General features: G+C 74.0%; 17 protein-coding genes. 12 read left to right on the top strand and 5 right to left on the bottom strand.

Features of this window, described 5'->3' with window-relative positions:
- The first annotated feature begins 67 nt into the window (after positions 1-67).
- From CFP66_RS12695 to atzF, 5 genes are read left to right on the top strand one after another with little or no spacing between them, the layout of a single operon-like run.
- Positions 68-1,594, top strand: coding sequence for an amino acid permease (locus CFP66_RS12695; RefSeq protein ID WP_094923319.1), 1,527 nt, complete (start codon positions 68-70; stop codon positions 1,592-1,594).
- On the top strand, positions 1,595-2,425 hold the full coding sequence (locus tag CFP66_RS12690) for an urea amidolyase associated protein UAAP1 (RefSeq protein WP_094923317.1): 831 nt from the start codon (positions 1,595-1,597) through the stop codon (positions 2,423-2,425). It begins immediately after the preceding gene.
- Complete coding sequence (locus CFP66_RS12685) at positions 2,422-3,078, top strand: urea amidolyase associated protein UAAP2 (RefSeq protein ID WP_094923315.1); 657 nt, start codon at positions 2,422-2,424, stop codon at positions 3,076-3,078. Before CFP66_RS12690 ends, CFP66_RS12685 begins: the two co-directional genes overlap by 4 nt.
- Positions 3,075-6,698, top strand: a complete 3,624-nt coding sequence (gene uca, locus CFP66_RS12680) for an urea carboxylase (protein ID WP_233159378.1) — start codon at positions 3,075-3,077, stop codon at positions 6,696-6,698. Before CFP66_RS12685 ends, uca begins: the two co-directional genes overlap by 4 nt.
- Entirely contained in the window at positions 6,695-8,440 is a 1,746-nt protein-coding gene (gene atzF / locus CFP66_RS12675; protein WP_094923313.1) for an allophanate hydrolase, read from the top strand. Before uca ends, atzF begins: the two co-directional genes overlap by 4 nt.
- Before the next feature lie 14 nt (positions 8,441-8,454).
- Here atzF and ilvD read toward each other — a convergent pair whose 3' ends face one another.
- The gene (gene ilvD / locus CFP66_RS12670) at positions 8,455-10,296 is read right to left on the bottom strand and encodes a dihydroxy-acid dehydratase (protein WP_094923311.1); all 1,842 of its coding nucleotides are present in this window, start codon (positions 10,294-10,296) and stop codon (positions 8,455-8,457) included.
- Positions 10,297-10,489: 193 nt separating this feature from the next.
- Between ilvD and CFP66_RS12665 the strand changes: the two genes are divergently transcribed.
- Both CFP66_RS12665 and CFP66_RS12660 read left to right on the top strand, forming a co-directional pair.
- Entirely contained in the window at positions 10,490-11,113 is a 624-nt protein-coding gene (locus CFP66_RS12665) for a TetR/AcrR family transcriptional regulator (protein ID WP_158228080.1), read from the top strand.
- On the top strand, positions 11,110-11,871 hold the full coding sequence (locus tag CFP66_RS12660) for a maleylpyruvate isomerase family mycothiol-dependent enzyme (protein WP_198961416.1): 762 nt from the start codon (positions 11,110-11,112) through the stop codon (positions 11,869-11,871). Before CFP66_RS12665 ends, CFP66_RS12660 begins: the two co-directional genes overlap by 4 nt.
- Positions 11,872-11,890: 19 nt before the next feature.
- On the opposite strand, the gene CFP66_RS12655 is transcribed toward CFP66_RS12660, so the two are convergent.
- The 4 genes from CFP66_RS12655 to CFP66_RS12640 all read right to left on the bottom strand — a co-directional run bounded on the left by CFP66_RS12655 (position 11,891) and on the right by CFP66_RS12640 (position 15,278).
- Positions 11,891-12,325, bottom strand: coding sequence for a PH domain-containing protein (locus CFP66_RS12655; RefSeq protein WP_158228079.1), 435 nt, complete (start codon positions 12,323-12,325; stop codon positions 11,891-11,893).
- Positions 12,326-12,341: 16 nt separating this feature from the next.
- Complete coding sequence (locus CFP66_RS12650; protein WP_198961415.1) at positions 12,342-13,493, bottom strand: lysophospholipid acyltransferase family protein; 1,152 nt, start codon at positions 13,491-13,493, stop codon at positions 12,342-12,344.
- Positions 13,490-14,323, bottom strand: a complete 834-nt coding sequence (locus CFP66_RS12645) for a phosphatidate cytidylyltransferase (RefSeq protein WP_094923303.1) — start codon at positions 14,321-14,323, stop codon at positions 13,490-13,492. The genes CFP66_RS12650 and CFP66_RS12645 overlap by 4 nt, the downstream gene beginning before the upstream one ends.
- Before the next feature lie 361 nt (positions 14,324-14,684).
- The gene (locus CFP66_RS12640; protein WP_198961414.1) at positions 14,685-15,278 is read right to left on the bottom strand and encodes a CDP-alcohol phosphatidyltransferase family protein; all 594 of its coding nucleotides are present in this window, start codon (positions 15,276-15,278) and stop codon (positions 14,685-14,687) included.
- A gap of 281 nt (positions 15,279-15,559) precedes the next feature.
- Between CFP66_RS12640 and CFP66_RS12635 the strand changes: the two genes are divergently transcribed.
- The 5 genes from CFP66_RS12635 to CFP66_RS12615 all read left to right on the top strand — a co-directional run bounded on the left by CFP66_RS12635 (position 15,560) and on the right by CFP66_RS12615 (position 21,381).
- The gene (locus tag CFP66_RS12635) at positions 15,560-17,476 is read left to right on the top strand and encodes an acetolactate synthase large subunit (protein ID WP_094923299.1); all 1,917 of its coding nucleotides are present in this window, start codon (positions 15,560-15,562) and stop codon (positions 17,474-17,476) included.
- The gene (ilvN, locus tag CFP66_RS12630) at positions 17,476-17,982 is read left to right on the top strand and encodes an acetolactate synthase small subunit (RefSeq protein ID WP_094923861.1); all 507 of its coding nucleotides are present in this window, start codon (positions 17,476-17,478) and stop codon (positions 17,980-17,982) included. The genes CFP66_RS12635 and ilvN overlap by 1 nt, the downstream gene beginning before the upstream one ends.
- 43 nt (positions 17,983-18,025) lie before the next feature.
- The gene (ilvC, locus tag CFP66_RS12625; protein WP_094923297.1) at positions 18,026-19,030 is read left to right on the top strand and encodes a ketol-acid reductoisomerase; all 1,005 of its coding nucleotides are present in this window, start codon (positions 18,026-18,028) and stop codon (positions 19,028-19,030) included.
- A 105-nt stretch (positions 19,031-19,135) separates the two neighbouring features.
- Positions 19,136-20,305: an aminotransferase class V-fold PLP-dependent enzyme gene (locus CFP66_RS12620; RefSeq protein ID WP_369805032.1), complete on the top strand. Its 1,170-nt coding sequence runs from the start codon at positions 19,136-19,138 to the stop codon at positions 20,303-20,305.
- Positions 20,306-20,382: 77 nt separating this feature from the next.
- Positions 20,383-21,381 carry an LLM class flavin-dependent oxidoreductase gene (locus CFP66_RS12615; RefSeq protein WP_094923295.1) on the top strand — a complete coding sequence of 333 codons (999 nt, stop codon included), beginning with the start codon at positions 20,383-20,385 and terminating at the stop codon, positions 21,379-21,381.
- Positions 21,382-21,526: the final 145 nt, after the last annotated feature.

Genomic DNA, 21,526 nt, shown 5'->3' with positions numbered 1-21,526 from the left:
CACCTGTCGTGCCCTGGGGCGCCGAAAACTGTCGGTCAACAGTTATCCCCCAGACCCCGGAGTGCTGATGACCACGACGCTCCCACCACCGAAGACCGGGCCGGACGACGCCGACCTGCACGGGCTGGGGTACCAGCCGACGCTGCACCGCAAGCTCGGCCGCTACGCGTCCTTCGCGGCGGGCTTCTCGTTCGTCTCGATCCTCACCACGATCTTCCAGCTCTTCGGCTTCGGCTACTCCTTCGGCGGGCCCGCGTTCTTCTGGACGTGGCCGCTGGTGCTGGGGGGCCAACTGCTCGTGGCGCTGGTCTTCGCCGAGCTCGCCGCGCGGTACCCGCTGTCCGGTGCCGTCTACCAGTGGTCGCGTCGGGTCGGCGGGGAGCTCGTCGGCTGGTTCGCCGGCTGGTTCATGGCGCTGGCCCAGGTGGTCACGGCCGCGGCCGCGGCGATCGCGCTGCAGGTGGTCCTGCCCCAGCTGTGGGGCGGCTTCCAGGTCGTCGGCGGGGACCCCGCACTGACCTCGGTCACCGGCGCGACCAACGCCGTCGTCCTCGGGGCGCTGCTGCTCGTCGTCACGACCGTGATCAACTCGATCGGCGTCGGGATCATGGCGCGGATCAACTCGATCGGCGTGACCTGCGAGATCATCGGCGTGATCGCGGTGGTGCTCGCACTGGCCACCGCGGCGCGGCGCGGTCCCGCCGTCGTCGCCGACACGAGCGTGCTCACCGGCTCGGACCTGGGCGCCGTCGGTGCGTTCCTGGTCTCCGGCCTGATGGCCGCCTACGTCATGGTCGGGTTCAACTCGGCGGGCGAGCTGTCGGAGGAGACCCGGGACCCGCGGCGCACCGCCCCGCGCACCATCCTCTCGGCGCTGCTCGTCTCCGGGGTCGGCGGGGCGTTGATGCTGCTCACCGCGCTCATGGCCGCTCCCAGCCTGACCGACGGCCGGCTCGCCACCGAGGGCCTGCCGTATGTGATGACCGCGGTGCTCGGCACGTTCTGGGGCAAGGTGCTGCTCGTCGACGTCGCGATCGCGGTCGTGGTGTGCACGCTCGCGATCCAGACCGCGGGCTCCCGGCTGGTCTACTCGATGGCCCGCGACGGGCAACTGCCCGCGGCCGCGCACCTGAGCCGGGTCGACCCGGGGCGCGGTACCCCGGTGTGGCCGTCGGTCGTGATCGGTGTGCTGGCCGTGGCGCTGCTGGCGGTCAACATCGGAAACGCCGCGTTGTTCACGACGCTCAGCAGCGTCTGCATCGTCATGATCTACCTGGCGTACCTGCTCGTCTCCGTGCCGACGCTGGTGGCGCGGCTGCGCGGCCAGTACGGCACGGCCGAGCCCGGGCTGTTCTCGCTGGGCCGCTGGGGCCTCCCGGTCAACGTGGCGGCGGTGCTCTACGGCGGCGCCATGGTGGTCAACCTGGGGTGGCCGCGCGCCGAGGTGTACGACCCGAGCGGCGAGTACCCCTGGCTCCGGTTCTCCGCACCCGCCCTCGTCCTCGCCGTGCTCGTGCTGGGCCTGCTCGCCCGGGCGGTCGCCCGTCGCTCGGCCGTCCGGATGCCTTCCGCCGTGGTCCCCCAGGAGGCCTGAATGACCACCGCCACCACCGCGGGCGCCCGCGCGCACGCCCGCTCCCAGCACCGACGTCTCGTCACGGCGATGCGCCACGTACCCGCGACGGCGGCGCCCGCGCTGCCCGCCGACGTCCCGGCCGACGCCGTCACCTGGGCGGAGACCGTGGCCTTCGGCCGCTACACGACCATGGCGCTCGCCCGCGGCACCCGGCTGCGCCTGGCCGACCCCGATGGTGACGCCTGCGTCTCGCTCCTGCTGCACCGCGTCGGCGCGCCGCACGAGCGCCTCAACGTCGCCGACACCGTGAAGGTGCCGTGGCAGGCCTACCTGGGGGAGGGCCACCCGCTGCTCAGCGACGCAGGCAGGCTGCTGGCCACGATCGTCGCCGACACCTCGGGCCACCACGACGCCCTCACCGGGACGACGACGCCGGCCGGCAACGCCGAGCGGTACGGCGCGGGCGCCGCACACTCGGCCTCCCCCGCCGGGCGGGAACTGCTCACCCTCGGCGTGCTCAAGCACGGCATGGGCCCCCGCGACGTGCCCCCGTCGATCTCGTTCTTCCAGGGCGTGCGCGTCGAGCCGGACGGGACCACCAGGTTCCTCGGCAGCGCCGGGGCGGGCACCGCGGTGGACCTGCTGCTGCAGACGGACCTGATCGTGACGCTGGCGAACACCGCCCACCCGCTGGACCCCCGACCGGAGTTCACCGGCGCCCCCGTCGAGGTCGTCGCGTGGTCCGACCCGGCCGACCTCGCCGCGCTCGCCGCCGGGTCCTTGGGCCCGGAGCACCGCCGTGCCCTGGAGAACACCGAGCACGACCTGACCGCGAGGAGCCCGCGATGAGCGCGCCGGTCCTGTCCACACCCGCGCTCGTGCCGGCCGAGGTGATCCTCGACGAGCACGTCGCCGCCCGGGCGCCCTGGTCGGCCGTCGTCGCCGCCGGGGACGTGCTGACGATCGTCGACCTGCACGGCAACCAGGCCGTCGACTGCCTGCTCTACGCCGCCGCCGACACCGCCGTGCGGTACTCCGCACCCGAGACGATCCGCCGGCAGCGCTCCATCGTGCTCACCACGGGGTCGGTCCTGCGGGCGGACACCGGCGCCGCGCTGATGACGGTGGTGGCCGACGAGGTGGGCGTGCACGACACCCTCGGGGGCGCCTGCTCGCAGGAGTCGAACAGCCTGCGCTACGGCGAGCACACGCGCCAGCAGCACGCCTGCGTGGAGAACTTCCTGCTGGAGGGCGCCCGGTGGGGGCTGGGCAAGCGCGACCTCGTCAGCAACATCAACTGGTTCATGAACGTGCCGATCGACCCGGACGGCGCGCTCGGCATCGTCGACGGGCTGTCCGCACCGGGCAAGCGCGTCGCGCTGCGCGCCGAGGTCGACACGCTCGTTCTCGTCTCCAACTGCCCGCAGGTCAACAACCCGTGCAACGGATTCGACCCGACGCCCGTGCGCATGATCGTGACGCGGCCGGGAGGAGACCGGTGACCATCTCGACCCTTCTCGTCGCCAACCGGGGCGAGATCGCCTGCCGGATCATCCGCTCGGCCCGCGAGCTCGGCATGCGCACGGTCGCGGTCTTCTCCGACGCCGACCGGGCCGCGGCGCACGTCCGGCTGGCCGACGAGGCGGTGCGGATCGGTCCGGCGCCCGCCCGCGAGTCCTACCTGCGCACCGACGCGATCCTCGCCGCCGCGGCGGCCACCGGAGCCGGGGCGATCCATCCGGGCTACGGCTTCCTCTCCGAGGACGCCGGGTTCGCCGCCGAGGTGGAGTCCGCCGGGCTCGCGTTCGTCGGCCCGACCCCGGAGCAGCTGCGGATCTTCGGCACCAAGCACACCGCCCGCGCCGCCGCCCGCGCCGCCGGGGTGCCGATGATCGCGGGCTCCGGCCTGCTGCCCGACGCCGCGGCCGCCTCGGCGGCCGCCGAGGAGATCGGCTTCCCGCTCATGCTCAAGGCCACCGGCGGGGGCGGCGGGATCGGCATGACGGTCTGCCGCGGCCCCGAGGAGCTGGTCGCCGCCTACGAGAGGGTCGCCCGGCTCGCCGCGTCGAGCTTCGCCGTCGCCGGGGTGTTCGCCGAGCGGTACGTCGAGCACGCCCGGCACGTGGAGGTGCAGGTGTTCGGCGACGGCACCGGCCGGGTCGTGAGCCTGGGCGACCGGGACTGCTCGGTGCAGCGGCGGCACCAGAAGGTGCTGGAGGAGGCCCCGGCGCCGAGGCTGCCCGAGGCGGTGCGCGCGGAGGTGCACCGCACGTCGCGTGCACTGTGCGCGGCCGTCGGCTACCGCAGCGCGGGCACCGTCGAGTTCGTCTACGACCCCGTGCGGGGCGAGGCCTCGTTCCTCGAGGTGAACGCGCGGCTGCAGGTGGAGCACCCGGTCACCGAGGCGGTCACGGGCGTCGACCTCGTCGCGTGGATGCTGCGCCTCGCCGCGGGAGAGGAGGACGTCCTCGACGGTGTGCCCGACGCCGTGCCGGTGCGCGGCGCCGCCGTCGAGGCCCGCGTCTACGCCGAGGACCCGGCCCGCGATTTCCAGCCCAGCGCCGGGACCCTCACCCACGTCGCCTACCCGGCCGGTGTGCGCGTCGATGCCTGGGCCGAGACCGGCACCGAGGTGTCGACGGCCTACGACCCGATGCTGGCGAAGATCATCGCCTCCGCCGACGACCGGCGCGGCGCCTTCGCCCGGCTCGGCGACGCGCTGGCGCGGACCAGGGTCGACGGGATCGAGACGAATCTCGGCCTGCTCCGGGCCGTCGTCACCGATCCCACGGTGCTCGCGGCGGACCACTCCACCGAGACGCTCGCCGGGATCGGCGACCCCGAGCCGCGGATCGTCGTCGAGCGCGCCGGGATGCTGACCACGGTGCAGGACTGGCCGGGCCGGGTCGGGCTGTGGCAGGTCGGGGTGCCGCCGAGCGGCCCGATGGACGACCTGTCCTTCCGGCTCGGCAACGGCGCGCTCGGCAACCCCGAGGGCGCGCCGGGCCTGGAGTGCACGGTGAGCGGCCCGGCCCTGCGCTTCAGCGCCGAGACGACGGTGTGCGTGACCGGGGCGCAGGTGCGGGTGACGGTGGACGGCGCTGCGGTGCCGTGCTGGGAGCCCGTCGTCGTCCCGGCGGGCGGGCTGCTCGACGTCGGCACCGCCGACCGCGCGGGGTTGCGCACGTACGTGTTGGTCGCCGGCGGGTTCGACGTGCCGTCGTACCTCGGCAGCGCCGCGACGTTCACCCTCGGCCGGTTCGGTGGCCACGCCGGCCGGGCGCTGCGTCCCGGCGACGTGCTGCGGGCCGCGCCGCCGGTGGACGCTCCTGCGGGTCCCGTTCCCGCCGGCAGCAGGCCTGCGCTCACCACCACGTGGGAGCTCGCCGTCACCGAGGGGCCGCACGGGGCCCCCGAGTTCTTCACCCGGGCCGACGTCGACGAGCTCTCCACCACCGCCTACGCGGTGCACTTCAACTCCGCGCGCACCGGGGTGCGGCTGGTCGGCCCGAAACCCACGTGGGCGCGTGCCGACGGCGGTGAGGCCGGCCTGCACCCGTCCAACATCCACGACACCGCGTACTCGGTCGGCGCGCTGGACTTCACCGGGGACACCCCGATCCTGCTCGGCCCCGACGGGCCCAGCCTGGGCGGCTTCGTCTGCCCCTTCACGGTCGTGGCGGGCGAGCGCTGGAAGCTCGGGCAGCTGCGCCCCGGCGACACGGTCCGCTTCGTGCCGGTGCGGGCCGTCGACGCGCCGTCGCGCGCCGTGCTCGGCCCGGCCCGCCGCGCGTCCGCACCGCGGGTGCGCAGCAGCGGAGGGGACGGCGACGACGGTGTGCTCGGCGGACACCCGGCCCGCGACGGGGCCCCGGCTGTCACCTACCGGCGCTCCGGCGACGACAACGTGCTCGTCGAGTACGGCGAGATGGTGCTCGACCTCGGCCTGCGCGCCCGGGTGCACGCCCTGCACCAGCGGGTCGCGGCGCTGCGGCTGCCCGGCGTCGTCGACCTGACGCCCGGCATCCGGTCGTTGCAGGTGCACGTGGACCCCGACGTCCTGCCGGTCCCGCGGCTGCTGGGAAACCTGCGGGAGGTCGAGGCCGACCTGCCCGTCGCGTCCGAGCTGGTGGTGCCCAGCCGCACCGTCCGGCTGCCGCTGTCGTGGGACGACCCGGCCACCCGGGAGGCGATCCAGCGCTACATGGCCGGGGTCCGCAACGACGCCCCGTGGTGCCCGTGGAACATCGAGTTCATCCGCCGGGTCAACGGCCTCGGCTCGGTCGACGACGTGTACCGCACGGTGTTCGACGCGTCGTACCTGGTGCTCGGGCTGGGCGATGTCTACCTCGGCGCCCCCGTGGCGACCCCGCTCGACCCACGGCACCGGTTGGTCACCACGAAGTACAACCCCGCGCGGACCTGGACCCCGGAGAACGCCGTCGGGATCGGCGGCGCCTACCTGTGCATCTACGGGATGGAGGGTCCGGGCGGTTACCAGTTCGTCGGGCGCACCACGCAGGTGTGGTCGCGCTGGTCCGCCGCGGCCCCGTTCGAGCCCGGCTCGCCATGGCTGCTGCGCTACTTCGACCGGATCTCCTGGTACCCGGTGACGCCGGAGGAACTGCTCGACCTGCGGGCCGACCTCGCGGCCGGGCGCGGTCACGTCGAGATCGAGGACGGGACGTTCTCCCTCGCCGAGCACGAGGCCTTCCTCGCCGAGAACGCCGACTCGATCGCCGCCTTCCGCTCGACCCAGGCGGCCGCCTTCGGAGTGGAGCGGGCGGCGTGGGCGGCGGCGGGGGAGTTCGACCGGGACGACGATGCGGCCGGCCCGTCGGTGGCGGCCGCCGAGATCACCGTGCCCGACGGCGGCGCGCTCGTGGAGGCCCCCTTCGTGGCCAACGTGTGGCGGGTCGACGTGGCGCCGGGCCAGGTCGTCCGCGCCGGACAGACGTTGCTCGCGATGGAGGCGATGAAGATGGAGACGGCGGTGCAGGCGCCGTGCGACGGCGTGGTCGACCAGGTGCTCGTCGAGGCGGGGACGCAGGTGGTGGCGGGCGAGCCGCTCGTCGTACTGGCCGCGGTGACCGAGCCGGCCCCGGCGAAGGCCGTGGCATGACGGCGGCCGTGGCCCGGGTCCGCGCGGCGATGCGTGCCGTTGCCGCCGCCGACCGCCCGGAGATCTGGATCTCCCGGCTCCCGGAGGCCGACGTGCTGGCCGACGCCGCGGCCGTCGACGCCCGGGTGGCCGCGGGAGTGGACCTCCCGCTGGCCGGGCTGGTCGCCGCCGTCAAGGACAACATTGCCGTGCGCGGGATCCGTACGACGGCGGGCTGTCCCGGCTACGGCGAGGTCGCCGCCGAGGACGCGCCGGTGGTGGCCCGGCTCCGGGCGGCGGGCGCCGTCGTCCTCGGCACCACGAACCTGGACCAGTTCGCCACGGGCCTGGTCGGCACCCGGAGCCCGCACGGCGCGGTACGCGATGCCCGGCGCCCGGGCCGGATCTCCGGCGGGTCGAGCTCCGGCTCGGCGGTGGCCGTGGCGCTCGGCCTCGTCGACCTCGCCCTCGGCACCGACACGGCGGGCTCGGGCCGGGTCCCCGCGGCGTTCCAGGGCATCGTCGCGATCAAGCCGACGCCGGGGGTCGTGCCGACCGACGGGGTCGTGCCGGCCTGCCGGTCGTGGGACTGCGTCAGCATCTTCGCCCGAGATCTCCCGACCGCCGAGCTCGCCATGGGCGTGCTCGCGGGCGGCGCCCGGCCCTGGCCCGCCGACACGGTCCTGGCTGCGCCCCCGGCGCCCCGGGTCGCGGTTGCGCGGAACCTGCCCGGGCTGTCCGCGGAGTGGGAGGCAGCCTTCGCCGACGTCGTCGAGCGGCTGCGGGCGGACGGGACGCAGGTGGTGCCGATCGACCTCGACCCCTTCCTCGACGCGGCCCGCCTGCTCTACGACGGGGCGCTCGTCGCCGAGCGGTACGCCGCGGTCGGCGCGTTCGTCGACGCCCACCCGGACGCCGTCGACCCGGCCGTCGCGGGCATCATCCGCGCCGCCGGCACCGTGCCGGCGTCACGCTACGTCGCCGACACGGCCCGCCTCGCCGAACTGCGCATGCAGGCCATCGGATCGCTCGACGGGATCGACGCGCTGCTCGTGCCGACCGCGCCGGAGCACCCGACGATCGCCGAGGTCGCGGCGGACCCGGTCGTGGTCAACTCCCGCCTCGGCACCTACACCAACTTCTGCAACCTGCTCGACCTGTGCGCCGTCGCCGTGCCGGCGGGAACGGCTGGGGACGCGCAGTTCGGCGTCACCGTGATGGGCAGGGCGTTCGCCGACGCCCTGGTGGCCGACGTCGCCCGCCGCGTCGCCGTGCCCGCCGACCCGCCGCCGCAGGCCGCCACCGGGCTGCCCGCTCCGCGCGCGTCCACGCCGCCCTGGCCGGTGACCGCGGGCGCGAGCGCGGTGTCCCTCGTCGTGGTGGGGGCCCACCGGCGCGGGCAGCCACTCGCGCCGGACCTGGAACGCCGCGGCGCGCGCTGGGCCGGGCTCGTGCGTACCGCGCCCGCATACCGGATGGTCGCTCTCGACACCGTGCCGCCCAAGCCCGGGTTGCTGCGGGCGCCGGGCGGCGCGCAGATCGTCGGCGAGCGCTGGCTCCTCACGCCCGCCGCGCTCGGTGCCGTGCTCGCCGAGCTCCCGGCGCCGATGATGCTGGGGCCCGTCGAGCTCGAGGACGGGACCTGGTCGGTCGGCTTCGGCTGCGACCCCTCGGCCGCCGCGGGCGGGCGGGACGTCACCGCCGCGGGGGACTGGCTCGTCGTGCTGGCCGAGGCGGCCCGCACCCGGTCCCCGACCGGGTAACCGGTCTCGTCGGATCAGGGGATGCGGCGAACGGCTCCCAGGTCGGCGCTCGTGGCCAGGGCCGCGTAGGCGCGCAGGGCCTTGCTCACCTCGCGGTCGCGGTCGATGGGCTGCCACGGGCGCTCGCTCGCGTCCATCTTGGCGCGGCGCTCGGCCAGCACCTCGTCGGGCACCTGCACCTCGAGGGTGCGCTGGGGGACGTCGATGACGACCCGGTCGCCGTTCTCGATCAGGCCGATCACGCCGCCCGCGGCGGCCTCGGGCGAGATGTGCCCGACCGAGATGCCGCTGGAGCCGCCGGAGAAGCGGCCGTCGGTGATCAGCGCGCACTTCGCGCCCAGCCCCGCGCCCTTGATGAACGCGGTGGGGTGCAGCATCTCCTGCATGCCGGGCCCGCCCGCCGGGCCCTCGTAGCGGACGACGAGGACGTCGCCGGGCTGGATCTGCTTCGTGAGGATGACCGACACGGCCTCCTCCTGACTCTCCACGACCAGCGCGGGGCCCTCGAAGTGCCACAGCTCCTCGGGCACGCCGGCTGCCTTGATCACCGCGCCGTCCGGGGCGATGTTGCCGCGCAGCACGGCGAGCCCGCCGTCCTTCGTGTAGGCGTGCTCGACGTCGCGGATGCAGCCGCCCGCCGCGTCGCGGTCCAGCGAGGACCAGCGGTTCCCGGTGGAGAACGCCTCCGTGGTGCGCACCCCGCCGGGCGCGGCGTGGAAGAGCTCCACTGCCCGCTCCGACGGCGACGCCGCGCGGATGTCCCACTCCGACAGCCACTGCTGCATCGAGGGCGAGTGCACGGTGTGGACGTCGGTGTGCAGCAGCCCGGCGCGCCACAGCTCGCCGAGGACGGCCGGGATGCCACCGGCGCGGTGCACGTCCTCCATGTGGAAGTTCGAGTTCGGCGAGACCTTCGCCAGGCACGGCACCCGGCGCGACACCTCGTCGATGGCGGCGAGGTCGAAGTCGATCTCGCCCTCCTGTGCCGCCGCGAGGATGTGCAGCACGGTGTTGGTGGAGCCGCCCATCGCGACGTCGAGTGCCATCGCGTTCTCGAACGCGTGCCGGCCGGCGATCGAGCGCGGCAGCACCGACGCGTCGTCCTCGCCGTACCAGCGCTTCGCGAGCGCCATCACGGTGCGGCCCGCCTCGAGGAACAGCTCGCGGCGCGCGGCGTGGGTGGCCAGCGTGGAGCCGTTGCCGGGCAGCGCGAGCCCGAGCGCCTCGGTGAGACAGTTCATGGAGTTGGCGGTGAACATCCCGGAGCAGGAACCGCAGGTGGGGCACGCCGAGCGCTCGACCTCGGACAGCCCGGCGTCGTCGACCTCCGGGGACGCCGACGCCGAGATCGCGGTGATCAGGTCGGTCGGCGCCTGGGCGACGCCGCCGACGACCACGGCCTTGCCCGCCTCCATCGGCCCGCCGGAGACGAACACGGTGGGGATGTCGAGCCGCATCGCGGCGTTCAACATGCCGGGCGTGATCTTGTCGCAGTTCGAGATGCAGACCAGCGCGTCGGCGGCATGGCCGTTGACCATGTACTCGACGGCGTCGGCGATCACCTCGCGCGAGGGCAGCGAGTAGAGCATCCCGCCGTGGCCCATGGCGATGCCGTCGTCGACCGCGATGGTGTGGAACTCCCGCGCGACGCCGCCCGCCTCGCGGATCGCCCCCGCGACGAGGTCGCCCATGTCCTTGAGGTGCACGTGGCCGGGCACGAACTGGGTGTAGGAGTTGGCGATGGCGACGATCGGCTTGCCGAAGTCGTCGTCGCCCATGCCGGTGGCGCGCCAGAGCGAGCGCGCTCCGGCGGCGTTGCGGCCGTGGGTGGTGACGCGGGACCGGAGTGCCGGCACGGTTCTTCTTCCTCTCGCGGGGCCGGAACGTGCGCGCGGGCGGCCGGGAGCGGGTGGCCCGGCGCCGTCGCGGCGGTCCGCGCGATCGGACCGGGGGCGTCACCCGGTCGAGGCGCTGCGGATCGAGTCCACCGTACGCGCCGGGGCGGCCGGCCCTTGACGGGTGGTTGGGCCCCGAGGACGATTTCTTATCGTGTTAGGCAAAGCTACTGCTGATTGGCAGAGCAAACGACGTGAGGCAGCCCGGCGCGAGATCCTCGCCGCGGCGTGGGCGGTGGCGCGCGAGAGCGGGCTGGGCGCGCTGACCCTGCGTGAGGTCGCCGCCCGCGTCGGGATGCGGGCGCCGTCGCTCTACTCGCATTTCGCCTCCAAGCACGCGATCTACGACGCGATGTACGGCCAGGCGTGGGCCGAGTACGGACGGGCCGCGGAGTCGGCGGACCGGCGGCTGCCCACCGAGCCGCGGCGCGTGCTCCGGGAGGTCGCCCGGCGGTACTTCGAGTTCGCCACGGCCGACATGTCCCGCCACCAGCTGATGGACCTGCGCACGATCCCCGGCTTCACGCCCAGCGACGAGAGCTACGCCCACGCGGTGCGGGTGTACGACCGGTTCCGCACCGTGATGGCGTCGATCGGCATCACCGCCGGAGAGGACCTCGACCTCTTCGCCGCGCTCGTCGGCGGGCTCGCCGACTCCCAGTGGGCGAACGACCCCGGGGGCACCCGTTACGCCCGCCTCCTCGACCGCGCGGTCGACATGTACGCCGACGCGCTCCACCTGCCGCAGGTCGACGACGACCAGGAGGTATTGCCATGACCGCCACCGCCACCCGCCCGACGCCCCCACCCCGCCGCTCGCTGCTCGGCCGGAGCGCGGCGATGCGGCTCGCCGCCACCGAGTACGGCCGCTACGGCGACCAGCTGCGCTCGCTGGACGCCGCCGACTGGGAACGCCCGACCGACTGCACGCGCTGGGACGTCCGCGCCATGGCCGGCCACTGCCTCGGGATGGCCGAGCTCGCAGCCTCGCTGCCGACGTTCGTCCGGCAGAACACCGTGGCCGGGCGACGGGGTGGCGTGTTCATCGACGCGCTGACCGGCCTGCAGGTGGAGGAGCGGGCCGCGTTGAGCCCGGCGCAGCTCGTGGCGCGCTACGCCGCGGTGGCGCCGCGTGCCGTCCGTGGCCGTCGGCGCCGGTCGGTGCTCGCAGGCCGGCTTCCAATGCCGGGCGCGGAGACGGTCAACGGGACGCCGGAGCGGTGGACGTTCGGCTACCTGGTCGAGACGATCCTCACCCGCGACACCTGGATGCACCGCGTCGACACAGCCCGCGCCACCAGCCGCGACCTGGTGCTCACGCCCGAGCACGACGGCGCGATCGTCGCCGACGTCGTGGCGGAGTGGGCCGGCAGGCACGGCGGTGCCCACGCGCTGACGCTCACCGGCCCGGCAGGTGGGCGGTGGACCTCCGGCACCGACGGCCCCACGCTGGAGCTGGGCGCGGTGGAGTTCTGCCGGTTGCTCTCCGGTCGCGGCCACGCAGAGGGCCTGCTCGGCGTGGAGGTGCCCTTCTAGACGGTCGGAGCGGACTGCCTCACTCGCCGCTCGCCGTGGGGTCGGGGAGGCGGCCGCCGCTCACCGCGGCCAGCCGGGGCAGGTCGCGGACGTGCACGGCGGGCAGGGCGACCTCCGAGCCGTCCTCCAGCACCGCGCTGATCCGCGCGCTCGCCGGGTTGCGGGCCTTCCCGAGGTGCATCGAGGTGATGTCGCCCCACGGCACCCGGCGGCCACCGACGACCCGGCGCACGACCACGGCCTCCGGATCGGCGACGGTGCGCACGCGCAGCGTCCACACGACGACCGCGATCGGGAGCAGGTAGACCAGCCACAGGTACGGGCCGGCGGTCGCGACCGGTGTGACGCAGACGGCGAGCGTCAACGCCACCAGCACGACGAGCTGGGGGATGCGGAAGACCGCGCGCGGCGGGGCCGTGTGCTCGGGCGTCGTGTGCTCGGGGCTCGTGCTCACGAGGCCCATCCTCCCACTACGTCCACCCGCGGACGACGAGCACGAGGCCCGCGGTGAACAGCGCGTACCCGGCGAGGAGCACTGCGGGGTACGCCCGGGGCCACCGGTGCAGGCCGACGCCGAGCAGCGCGCACGCCGCGCCGACGGACGCGATGCGCAGACCCCGATGGGTGGCCGCCGCCGCGAGGAACGGCAGCGGAGCAACCCCCGCCCGGCCCGCCTCGGCGGCGTAGACCTTGAACGGGATCCCGGACAGCGGTTGGTGGCGCGCCGCGTATGCGCCCTCGGCCGCCGTCTGCTGCGCCGCCGCCACGCGCATCCGCTCGGTGACGAGCGGGGCCGCCGGGGCTGCGCCGGCCGCTCCCAGCGCGAGCGTGCACAGCCCGCCCGCCATGCTGGCGAGCACCGCGGTCGGCACCAGCCGGAGACCGGCCCGCGGTGCCGCCACCACCAGCGCGAACAGCACGCACTCCGGCAGCAACGGCCACACGACCGCTTCCGCCACCGCCCACACCGCTACGAGCGCGACGCCCGTCCGGGACGCTGCGAGCCGCGCGGCCCGCTCCCGCGACGGACGTCTGCTGGGCGCTGAGCGGGGCAGGCGCGCGAGGCGGGCCACCGCCTCGCGGGCGGCGTCCGCGTCCGCCGGGAGCGGCGTGCCGATGCGGACCTCCACCCGGTTGCGCCGCAGCTTGCCGTGCTTGGGCAGCAGGTCCGTGGTGCCCACGATGCCCACCGGCACCACCGGCACGCCCGCGGCGGCGGCCAGCCGGAATGCCCCGGCGTGGAAGCGGGCCGGGGCGCCGCTCCCGCGCGTCCCCTCCGGGTAGACGACGACCGCCCGCCCGGCCTGCAGCAGCGCGACGGCGGCGGCGATGTCCGCGCTGCCACCGCCGGTGCGCCGCACGGGGAACGCGGCGGCCAGCGCCCGGCAGATCGCGGAGCGCCACCCGCCGGCGAACCAGTAGTCGGCCGCGGCGGCGACGCGCGGGGCGTGGCGGCTGTCCATCGCGGCGAGCAGGGCCGCGGTGTCGGCGTGCGAACCGTGGTTGGCGACGACGACGCAGCCGCCACACGGCAGCGACCCGGTGACGGTGAGACCCCCGGTGATCGTGAGGACCACGCGCCACAGCAGATGCCGCAGCGCAGCGGCGGCCCGGGCCGTCACCACAGCCCCGGCAGCGTCGTGACCAGCACCGCGAGCGGCAGCGCCACCAGCAGCGAGTCGATCCGGTCGAGCAGGCCGCCGAATCCGGGCAGCCAGCCCCCGGCGTCCTTGCGCCCGGCCTCCCGCTTCAGCATCGACTCGAGCAGGTCGCCCAGCACACCCCCGGCGACGACCGCAACCAGTAGGCCGGCCGACGGCATGCCCAGCGCGAGCAGGACCGCGGCCGCGGCGAGCGTCGCGCCGACGACGCCACCCCAGGTCTTCGACGGCGACAGCGGTGAGAGCGGCCGCGCACCCGGCCCGTGCCTGCCGAGCAGCTTCCCGCCGCACCACGCGCCGACGTCCGCGACGGCCACGGCGAGGCAGACCGCCACGGCGACACCCGGTTCGAGCACGGCGAGACCCGCCAGGCCGCCGCCGATCCAGAGGGTCCCGAAGGTCCCGTACGCGGCGCGTCGCCCGCCGGTCGCCGTGTCGCCCGTCAGCAGCGCGGGCAGCGCCGCGGACACCGCGAGCACCGGCAGGAGCACGCCGAGCAGGTCCGGCCGCAGCAGCGCCACGCCCGGGATGCCGACGACCCGCAGCACCAGCCCGACGGCGTCGGCGCGGGGGAGGGCGGCCAGCCGGGCGAACTCGACGGCCGCGACGGCGCCCAGTGCGGCCGCGAGCAGAGCCCCACCGACCCGGCCCCCCAGCAGCAGCGGGCCGAGCACCAGCGGGGCGGCGAGCAGCCAGGTCCGCCAGCGGGCCGTCAGCTCTGCACGTCGCGCAGCACCGACCGCGGCCCCGCCGAGGCCGAGCGCGCCGAGGGTGAGGGTCACCGGATCCATGGGCCCAGCGTGTCGCCGATCACCCGGCCGGCCATCCGCGAGAGCACCGGATCGGGGTGCGTAGTCCTACGCGACGCGCCCGCCGGGCCCGGCCCGACACCGGCTGATCATTGCGATCCGTACGCGAGTGCGGTGGGCGCGACGGTGGTGTGCGTCTCGCCCGATCAATGCGGCATGATCACCGTGACCCGTGCACCGGAGTGGTCGCCGGGACGTTCAGGTGCGTCTCGTGCCGGTCTTGGGCCCGTGATCGCGGCTCGAAACGCTCATGGCGGGGTCGCATGCCGGGTGGACGGGCAGTTCCCGCCTTGTGTCTGGCCGGCGCCGCCCGGCGGGCCGAGGCTGCCGCCGGGCCGGGTGGTCACGGCGTGACGGTGCGGAGCGTCCGGTGCAGGGTCCGGAGCCGGAGCCCGGCCGTCACGGAGGAACCTGCCGCGAGCACGGCGAGCAGCACGCCGGCGTGGGCCGGCAGCGCGGCCAGGACGACCAGGAGCAGGCAGCGTTCGGTCTTGCCCACCGGGCCACCGTTGACCCGGGCCGCGCCGGCGGCCGCCCCGGCCAGCGCCACCCAGGACGGGGCGCTCGCGCACAGCATCGCGAGCAGCACCAGCCACGCGGGTGCGAGGGCGAGGCAACCGGCGAGGACGGCGAGTTCGGCAGCGCGGTCGCCCACCTCGTTGACGACCGCGCCCCAGCGGGTACTGGTACCGGTGTCACGGGCCAGGGCACCGTCCAGGTTCGCCGCGGCCAGGCGCAGCGCGAGCAGCGTGGCGACCAGTATCGCGGACATCGGAGGGTTCGGCACCGTGGCGAGGGCGAGCCCCGCGAGCGCGCCGAACCCGACACCTGCGGCGGTGACGGCGCCGGGCGGCACCCCGCGCGCGGCCAGGTGGCGGCGCGTCCCGGCGAGACGGTCGGCGTACCAGGGCTTGAGGGCGTAGAGGCCGCGGTTCACCCGGATCACGGTCGCGGAGATGCGTGGCTGTGGCATCCGGGGAACTACGGGGTTCGCTGTCCCACCATCTGGTACGGCCTTCTCACGGAATTGACGCGTGCTCGGCTCTGCAGCTACCGTCGCCCCCATGTCCGCCGTCCGGATTCTCGTACTTCGCAGGCGCGTCGCTGCCTGAGCGAAGTCACTCGGTCGTCGACGCGCCGCCCTCGTTCCGTCCTGCGTGACGGTCGGGGGTTTTTTTCTGTCCAGGTCCCGAAACCCCAATGCGGAGCGATCAGCAGATGACCACCGCAACGCCCCGATCCGGCCCCGCCGCCGCGTCGCAGGCCCCGAAGCCGGGGCCGCCTCCCGGCCGTCAGGGTCAGCCCTCGACCACGGGCCAGGCCGCCCCCGTAAAGCGCTTCGACGAGGTGCCGATGACCGGCGCCCAGTCGCTCGTGCGCTCGCTCGAGGAGGTGGGCTGCGAGGTCGTCTTCGGCATTCCCGGCGGCACGATCCTCCCGGCGTACGACCCGCTCCTCGACTCCACGAGGGTGCGGCACGTGCTGGTCCGCCACGAGCAGGGGGCGGGTCACGCCGCCACGGGGTACGCGCAGGCCACGGGCAGGGTCGGGGTCTGCATGGCGACCTCGGGTCCGGGGGCGACCAACCTCGTCACGCCGATCGCCGACGCGCACATGGACTCGATCCCGATGGTGGCGATCACCGGCCAGCAGAGCCGCGCGCTGATCGGCACCGACGCGTTCCAGGAAGCCGACATCACCGGCATCACCATGCCGGTGACCAAGCACAACATGCTCGTCACCGACGCCACGGAGATCCCGCAGGCGATCATGGAGGCGTTCCACCTGGCGTCCACGGGCCGACCCGGCCCGGTGCTGGTGGACATCCCGAAGGACGTGCTGCAGGAGCAGACCACGTTCTCCTGGCCGCCCGAGATGAAGCTGCCCGGTTACCGGCCGACGACCCGGCCGCACGGCAAGCAGATCCGGGAGGCCGCCAAGCTGCTCTGCGCGGCGAGGCAACCGGTGTTCTACGTCGGCGGCGGCGTGCTCAAGGCCGAGGCCACGGAGGAGCTGCTGGAGCTGGTGGAGCTCACCGGCATCCCGGTCGTCACCACGCTGATGGCGCGCGGGGCGTTCCCGGACAGCCACGACCAGCACGTCGGCATGCCGGGGATGCACGGCACGGTGACCGCCGTCGCCGCCATGCAGAAGGCCGACCTGCTGGTCGCGCTCGGCGCCCGCTTCGACGACCGGGTCACCGGCCAGCTCGAGACGTTCGCGCCGAACGCCGCGGTCGTGCACGCCGACATCGACCCGGCCGAGATCTCGAAGAACCGCCGCGCGGACGTCCCGATCGTGGGCGACTGCAGGGAGGTCATCGTCGAGCTGATCGAGGCCGTGCGCGCCGAGCAGGCGAACGGCGCCGCCGACCTCGGGCCGTGGTGGGCACACCTGAACGATCTGCGCTCGACGTACCCGCTGGGCTACGACTGGCCGGCCGACGGCTCGCTGTCCCCGGAGTACGTCATCGAGCGGATCGGGCAGATCGCCGGCCCGGACGCGGTCTACACGGCGGGCGTGGGCCAGCACCAGATGTGGGCGGCGCAGTTCATCAAGTACGAGAAGCCGCGGTCGTGGCTCAACTCCGGCGGCCTCGGCACGATGGGCTTCGCGGTGCCCGCGGCGATGGGCGCGAAGATGGCGCGTCCGGACGCGGTGGTCTGGTGCATCGACGGCGACGGCTGCTTCCAGATGACGAACCAGGAGCTCGCCACCTGCGCGATCGAGGGCATCCCGATCAAGGTCGCCATCATCAACAACGGCAACCTCGGCATGGTCCGGCAGTGGCAGAACCTGTTCTACTCCGAGCGCTACTCCAACACCGACCTCGGCACGCACAAGCACCGCATCCCGGACTTCAAACTCCTCGCCGAGGCGATGGGCTGCGTGGGGCTGCGCGCCGAGCACAAGGACGACGTCGACCGCGTGATCAAGCAGGCCATGGAGATCAACGACCAGCCCGTCGTGATCGACTTCGTCGTCGGCGCCGACGCCCAGGTCTGGCCGATGGTCGCGGCCGGCACCGGCAACGACCAGATCATGGCCGCCCGTGACATCCGGCCGCTGTTCGACTCGGACGAGATCGTCGCGGACGACGCGGCCGCCAGCACGCAGATGACGAGGGAAGCATGATCCAGCGACACACCCTGTCGGTGCTGGTCGAGGACAAGCCGGGCGTGCTCGCCCGTGTGTCGGGCCTGTTCTCGCGCCGGGGTTTCAACATCGAGTCCCTCGCCGTCGGCCCCACCGAGCACCCGGACGTCTCGCGCATGACGATCGTCGTGGCCGTCGACGACTTCCCCCTCGAGCAGGTCACGAAGCAGCTCAACAAGCTCATACACGTGATCAAGATCGTCGAGCTCGAGGCCACCGCCTCGGTGCAGCGCGAACTGCTGCTGGTGAAGGTGCGCGCCGACCCCGGCGTGCGCAGCCAGGTGCTCGAGATCGTGAACCTGTTCCGGGCCAAGGCCGTCGACGTGACGCCCGAGGCCCTCACCATCGAGGCCACCGGCACCGCTGACAAGCTCAGCGCGCTGCTGCGCAACCTCGAACCCTTCGGGATCCGGGAGATGGTGCAATCCGGGATGGTGGCCGTCGGCCGCGGTCCCCGCTCCATCACCGCCACCGCTGTTCGTTGAAGCTGTTCGTGAAGAAATCTCCGAGAGGACGACCCCACCCGTCATGAGCGTGAACATCTACTACGACGCCGACGCCGACCTGTCGATCATCCAGGGCCGCAAGGTCGCCGTGATCGGCTACGGCAGCCAGGGCCACGCGCACTCGCTGTCGCTGCGCGACTCGGGCGTCGAGGTCCGGATCGGTCTGCCCGAGGGCTCGAAGTCGCGGCAGAAGGCCCAGGACGAGGGCTTGACGGTGGGCACGCCCGCCGAGGTCTCCGCGTGGGCGGACCTGATCATGATCCTGGCGCCCGACACCAAGCAGCGCCACATCTACGCCGACGACATCGCGCCGAGCCTGAAGGACGGCGACGCGATCTTCTTCGGGCACGGCTTCAACATCCGCTACGAGCTGATCAAGGCCCCGGCCAACGTCGACGTGGCGATGGTGGCTCCGAAGGGCCCCGGCCACCTCGTGCGCCGCCAGTTCGTCGACGGCAAGGGCGTGCCCGCGCTCATCGCCGTGGAGCAGGACCCGAGCGGGAACGCGAAGGCCCTCGCCCTCTCCTACGCCGCGGCCATCGGCGGCGCCCGCGCGGGCGTCATCGAGACCACGTTCAAGGAGGAGACCGAGACCGACCTGTTCGGTGAGCAGGCGGTCCTCTGCGGCGGTGCCGCTGCGCTGGTGCAGACCGGGTTCGAGGTGCTCACCGAGGCCGGCTACGCCCCGGAGATCGCCTACTTCGAGTGCCTGCACGAGCTCAAGCTGATCGTCGACCTCATGTACGAGGGCGGCATCGCCAACGAGCGCTTCTCCATCTCCGACACCGCGGAGTACGGCGACCTCACCCGCGGCCCGCGCGTGATCACGCCCGCGGTCAAGGACGAGATGCGCAAGATCCTGACCGAGATCCAGGACGGCACCTTCGCCCGCGAGTGGGTGGCCGAGGACGACAACGGCCGACCCAACTTCACCAAGCTGCAGGCCGAGGGCCAGCAGCACCCGATCGAGCAGGTCGGGGAGAAGCTGCGCGGCCTGATGAGCTGGGTGGGCAGCAAGGCCACCTGAGCCACGCCCAGCTGTACGAACGGTCCTTTCGTCCCGCTCCATCGGACGAAGGGGCCGTTCGTACGCGATCTTGCGTGCTTGACCCGGTCGGGCAGGATCGGCCCCGTGGACGTCGACGCCCTGCGGGCCCTGACCCCCGGCTGCGCTCACCGGGTGCACCTCGACAACGCGGGCGCGGCGCTGCTCGCGCAGCCCACCCTCGACGCGATGCTCGGCCACCTGCAGCGCGAGGCCGAGATCGGCGGGTACGAGGCCGCGAACGCCGCGCAGGACGACATCGCGGCCGCCTACCGCGCGGTGGCGGAGCTGCTCGGCGGCTCCGCCGACGAGGTCGCGTTCTTCGACAACGCCACCCGTGCCTGGAACGCGGCGTTCTACTCGGTCCCGCTGCGGGCGGGCGACCGGATCCTCACCGGCCGCGCCGAGTACGGCAGCAACGTGCTGGCCTACCTCCAGGTGGCGCAGCGCACGGGTGCAGAGGTCGTCGTGGTGCCGAACGACGAGAGCGGGCAGCTCGACACCGCGGCCCTGGCCGAGCTCGTCGACGAGCGCACCCGGTTGATCGGGGTCAGCCACGTCCCGACGAGCGGCGGGCTGGTCAACCCGGCCGCGGAGATCGGACGGATCGCCCGGGAGGCCGGCGTGCTGTTCCTGCTCGACGCCACGCAGTCGGTGGGCCAGCTCCCGGTGGACGTCGAGGAGATCGGCTGCGACCTGCTGAGCGCCACGGGGCGCAAGTTCCTGCGCGGCCCGCGGGGCACCGGCTTCCTCTGGGTGCGCCCGGCCGCGCTCGAACGCCTCGAGCCCCACGTCGCCGAGATCCGCTCCGCCACCTGGGACGGCGGCCGCGGCTTCACCTGGGCCGAGGGGGCTCGGCGGTTCGAGACCTGGGAGAACAGCTACGTCAACCTGCTCGGCCTCGGCGCCGCGGTGCGCCAGGCCCTCGACCTGGGCATGGACGCGATCACCGCGCGCACCCTCGCGTTGGGGGAGCGGTTGCGCGAGCGGCTGGACGCGCTGCCCCGAGTGGCCACCCACGACCTGGGCAGCACCCGGTGCGCGATCGTCACCGCGAAGGTCGACGGGGTGCCGACGGCCGACGTCGTCGCCGCCCTCGCAGGGGCCGGGGTCAACGTGACCGCCACGGTGGCGCAGGACACGCAGTTCGACACCGAGGTCCGCGACGTGCACCCACTGGTGCGGCTGTCGCCGCACTACTACAACACCGAGGAGGAGCTCGACCGCGCCGTCGAGGTGGTCGCTGCACTCGGGTGAGACGTGACGAGGTCGCGGGAAGACGGGGCCGCGTCGGCGGGTTGATCCGGGTGTCCCCGCAACGAAAGGCCGCCGCCGTGTCCCTCCCCCTGCCCCTCTCGATCCTCGACCTCGCCACCGTCGGGGACGGCGAGACGATCCGCGAAGGCCTCGATGCGAGCGTCGCGCTCGCCCAGCGCGCGGAGGAGCAGGGCTTCCGGCGGATCTGGTACGCCGAGCACCACAACATGCGCGCCGTGGCCTCGTCGGCCACGAGCGTGCTCATCGCGCACGTCGCCGCGCACACCGAGCGGATCACGCTGGGCTCCGGTGGCGTCATGCTGCCCAACCACTCGCCGCTGGTGATCGCCGAGCAGTTCGGCACCCTCGCGACCCTGCACCCCGGCCGCATCGAGCTGGGCCTGGGCCGCGCCCCCGGCACCGACCAGCAGACCGTCGGCGCGCTGCGCCGCGACCCCCGGGCCTCCGAGCAGTTCCCGCAGGACGTCCAGGAGCTGCAGGCGTTCCTGTCCGACGAGAGCCTCGTGCCGGGCGTGCACGCCTTCCCGGGCCGGGGCACCGCGGTGCCGCTCACGATCCTGGGCTCGTCGCTGTACGGCGCGCAGGTGGCCGCAGCGCTCGGGCTGCCGTACGCGTTCGCCTCGCACTTCGCGCCGGACGCGCTGGAGCAGGCCGTGGCCGTCTACCGCCGAGAGTTCCGTCCCTCGGCGCAGCTCGCGGCGCCGCGGGTGCTGGCGGCCGTGAACGTCGTGGCGGCCGACTCCGCCGACGAGGCCGCGCAGAGCCTGCACGCCGTGCAGCGCGACCGCGTGAAGCGGTTCCTCTCGCGCGGCGGCCAGGAGCTCACCGACGACGAGGCCGAGGCCGTCCTCGACGCGCCGGCCGGCGCCCAGGTCCGGTCGATGACCCGCTACACGGCCTCCGGCACGCCGGACGTCGTGGTCGGCTACCTTGAGGAGTTCGCGCGCAAGGCCGACGCCGACGAGCTGATCGTGACGTTCCCGGTGGTCGACCGGCCCGCGTGGTTCCGCTCCTTCGAACTGCTCGCCGAGCAGGTGCGGCCCGTGGGTGTCTGACGGCACCGTGTGTGATGGCGTCCGCTTCGCTTCGGTCCGATCCTGGGGAGTTCGTCCCGCTCGCGTGTCACCCCGCCCACGCCGCCGGGACCGCACACGAGCTGCGGCTCTACGATCGGGCCCGTACCACCCCTCGATCCTGGAG

This window comes from Pseudonocardia sp. MH-G8 (assembly GCF_002262885.1).
GTDB lineage: Bacteria > Actinomycetota > Actinomycetes > Mycobacteriales > Pseudonocardiaceae > Pseudonocardia.
The sequence above is the reverse complement of the archived record's forward strand: the minus strand, read 5'-3'. Positions and strand labels throughout refer to the sequence as shown.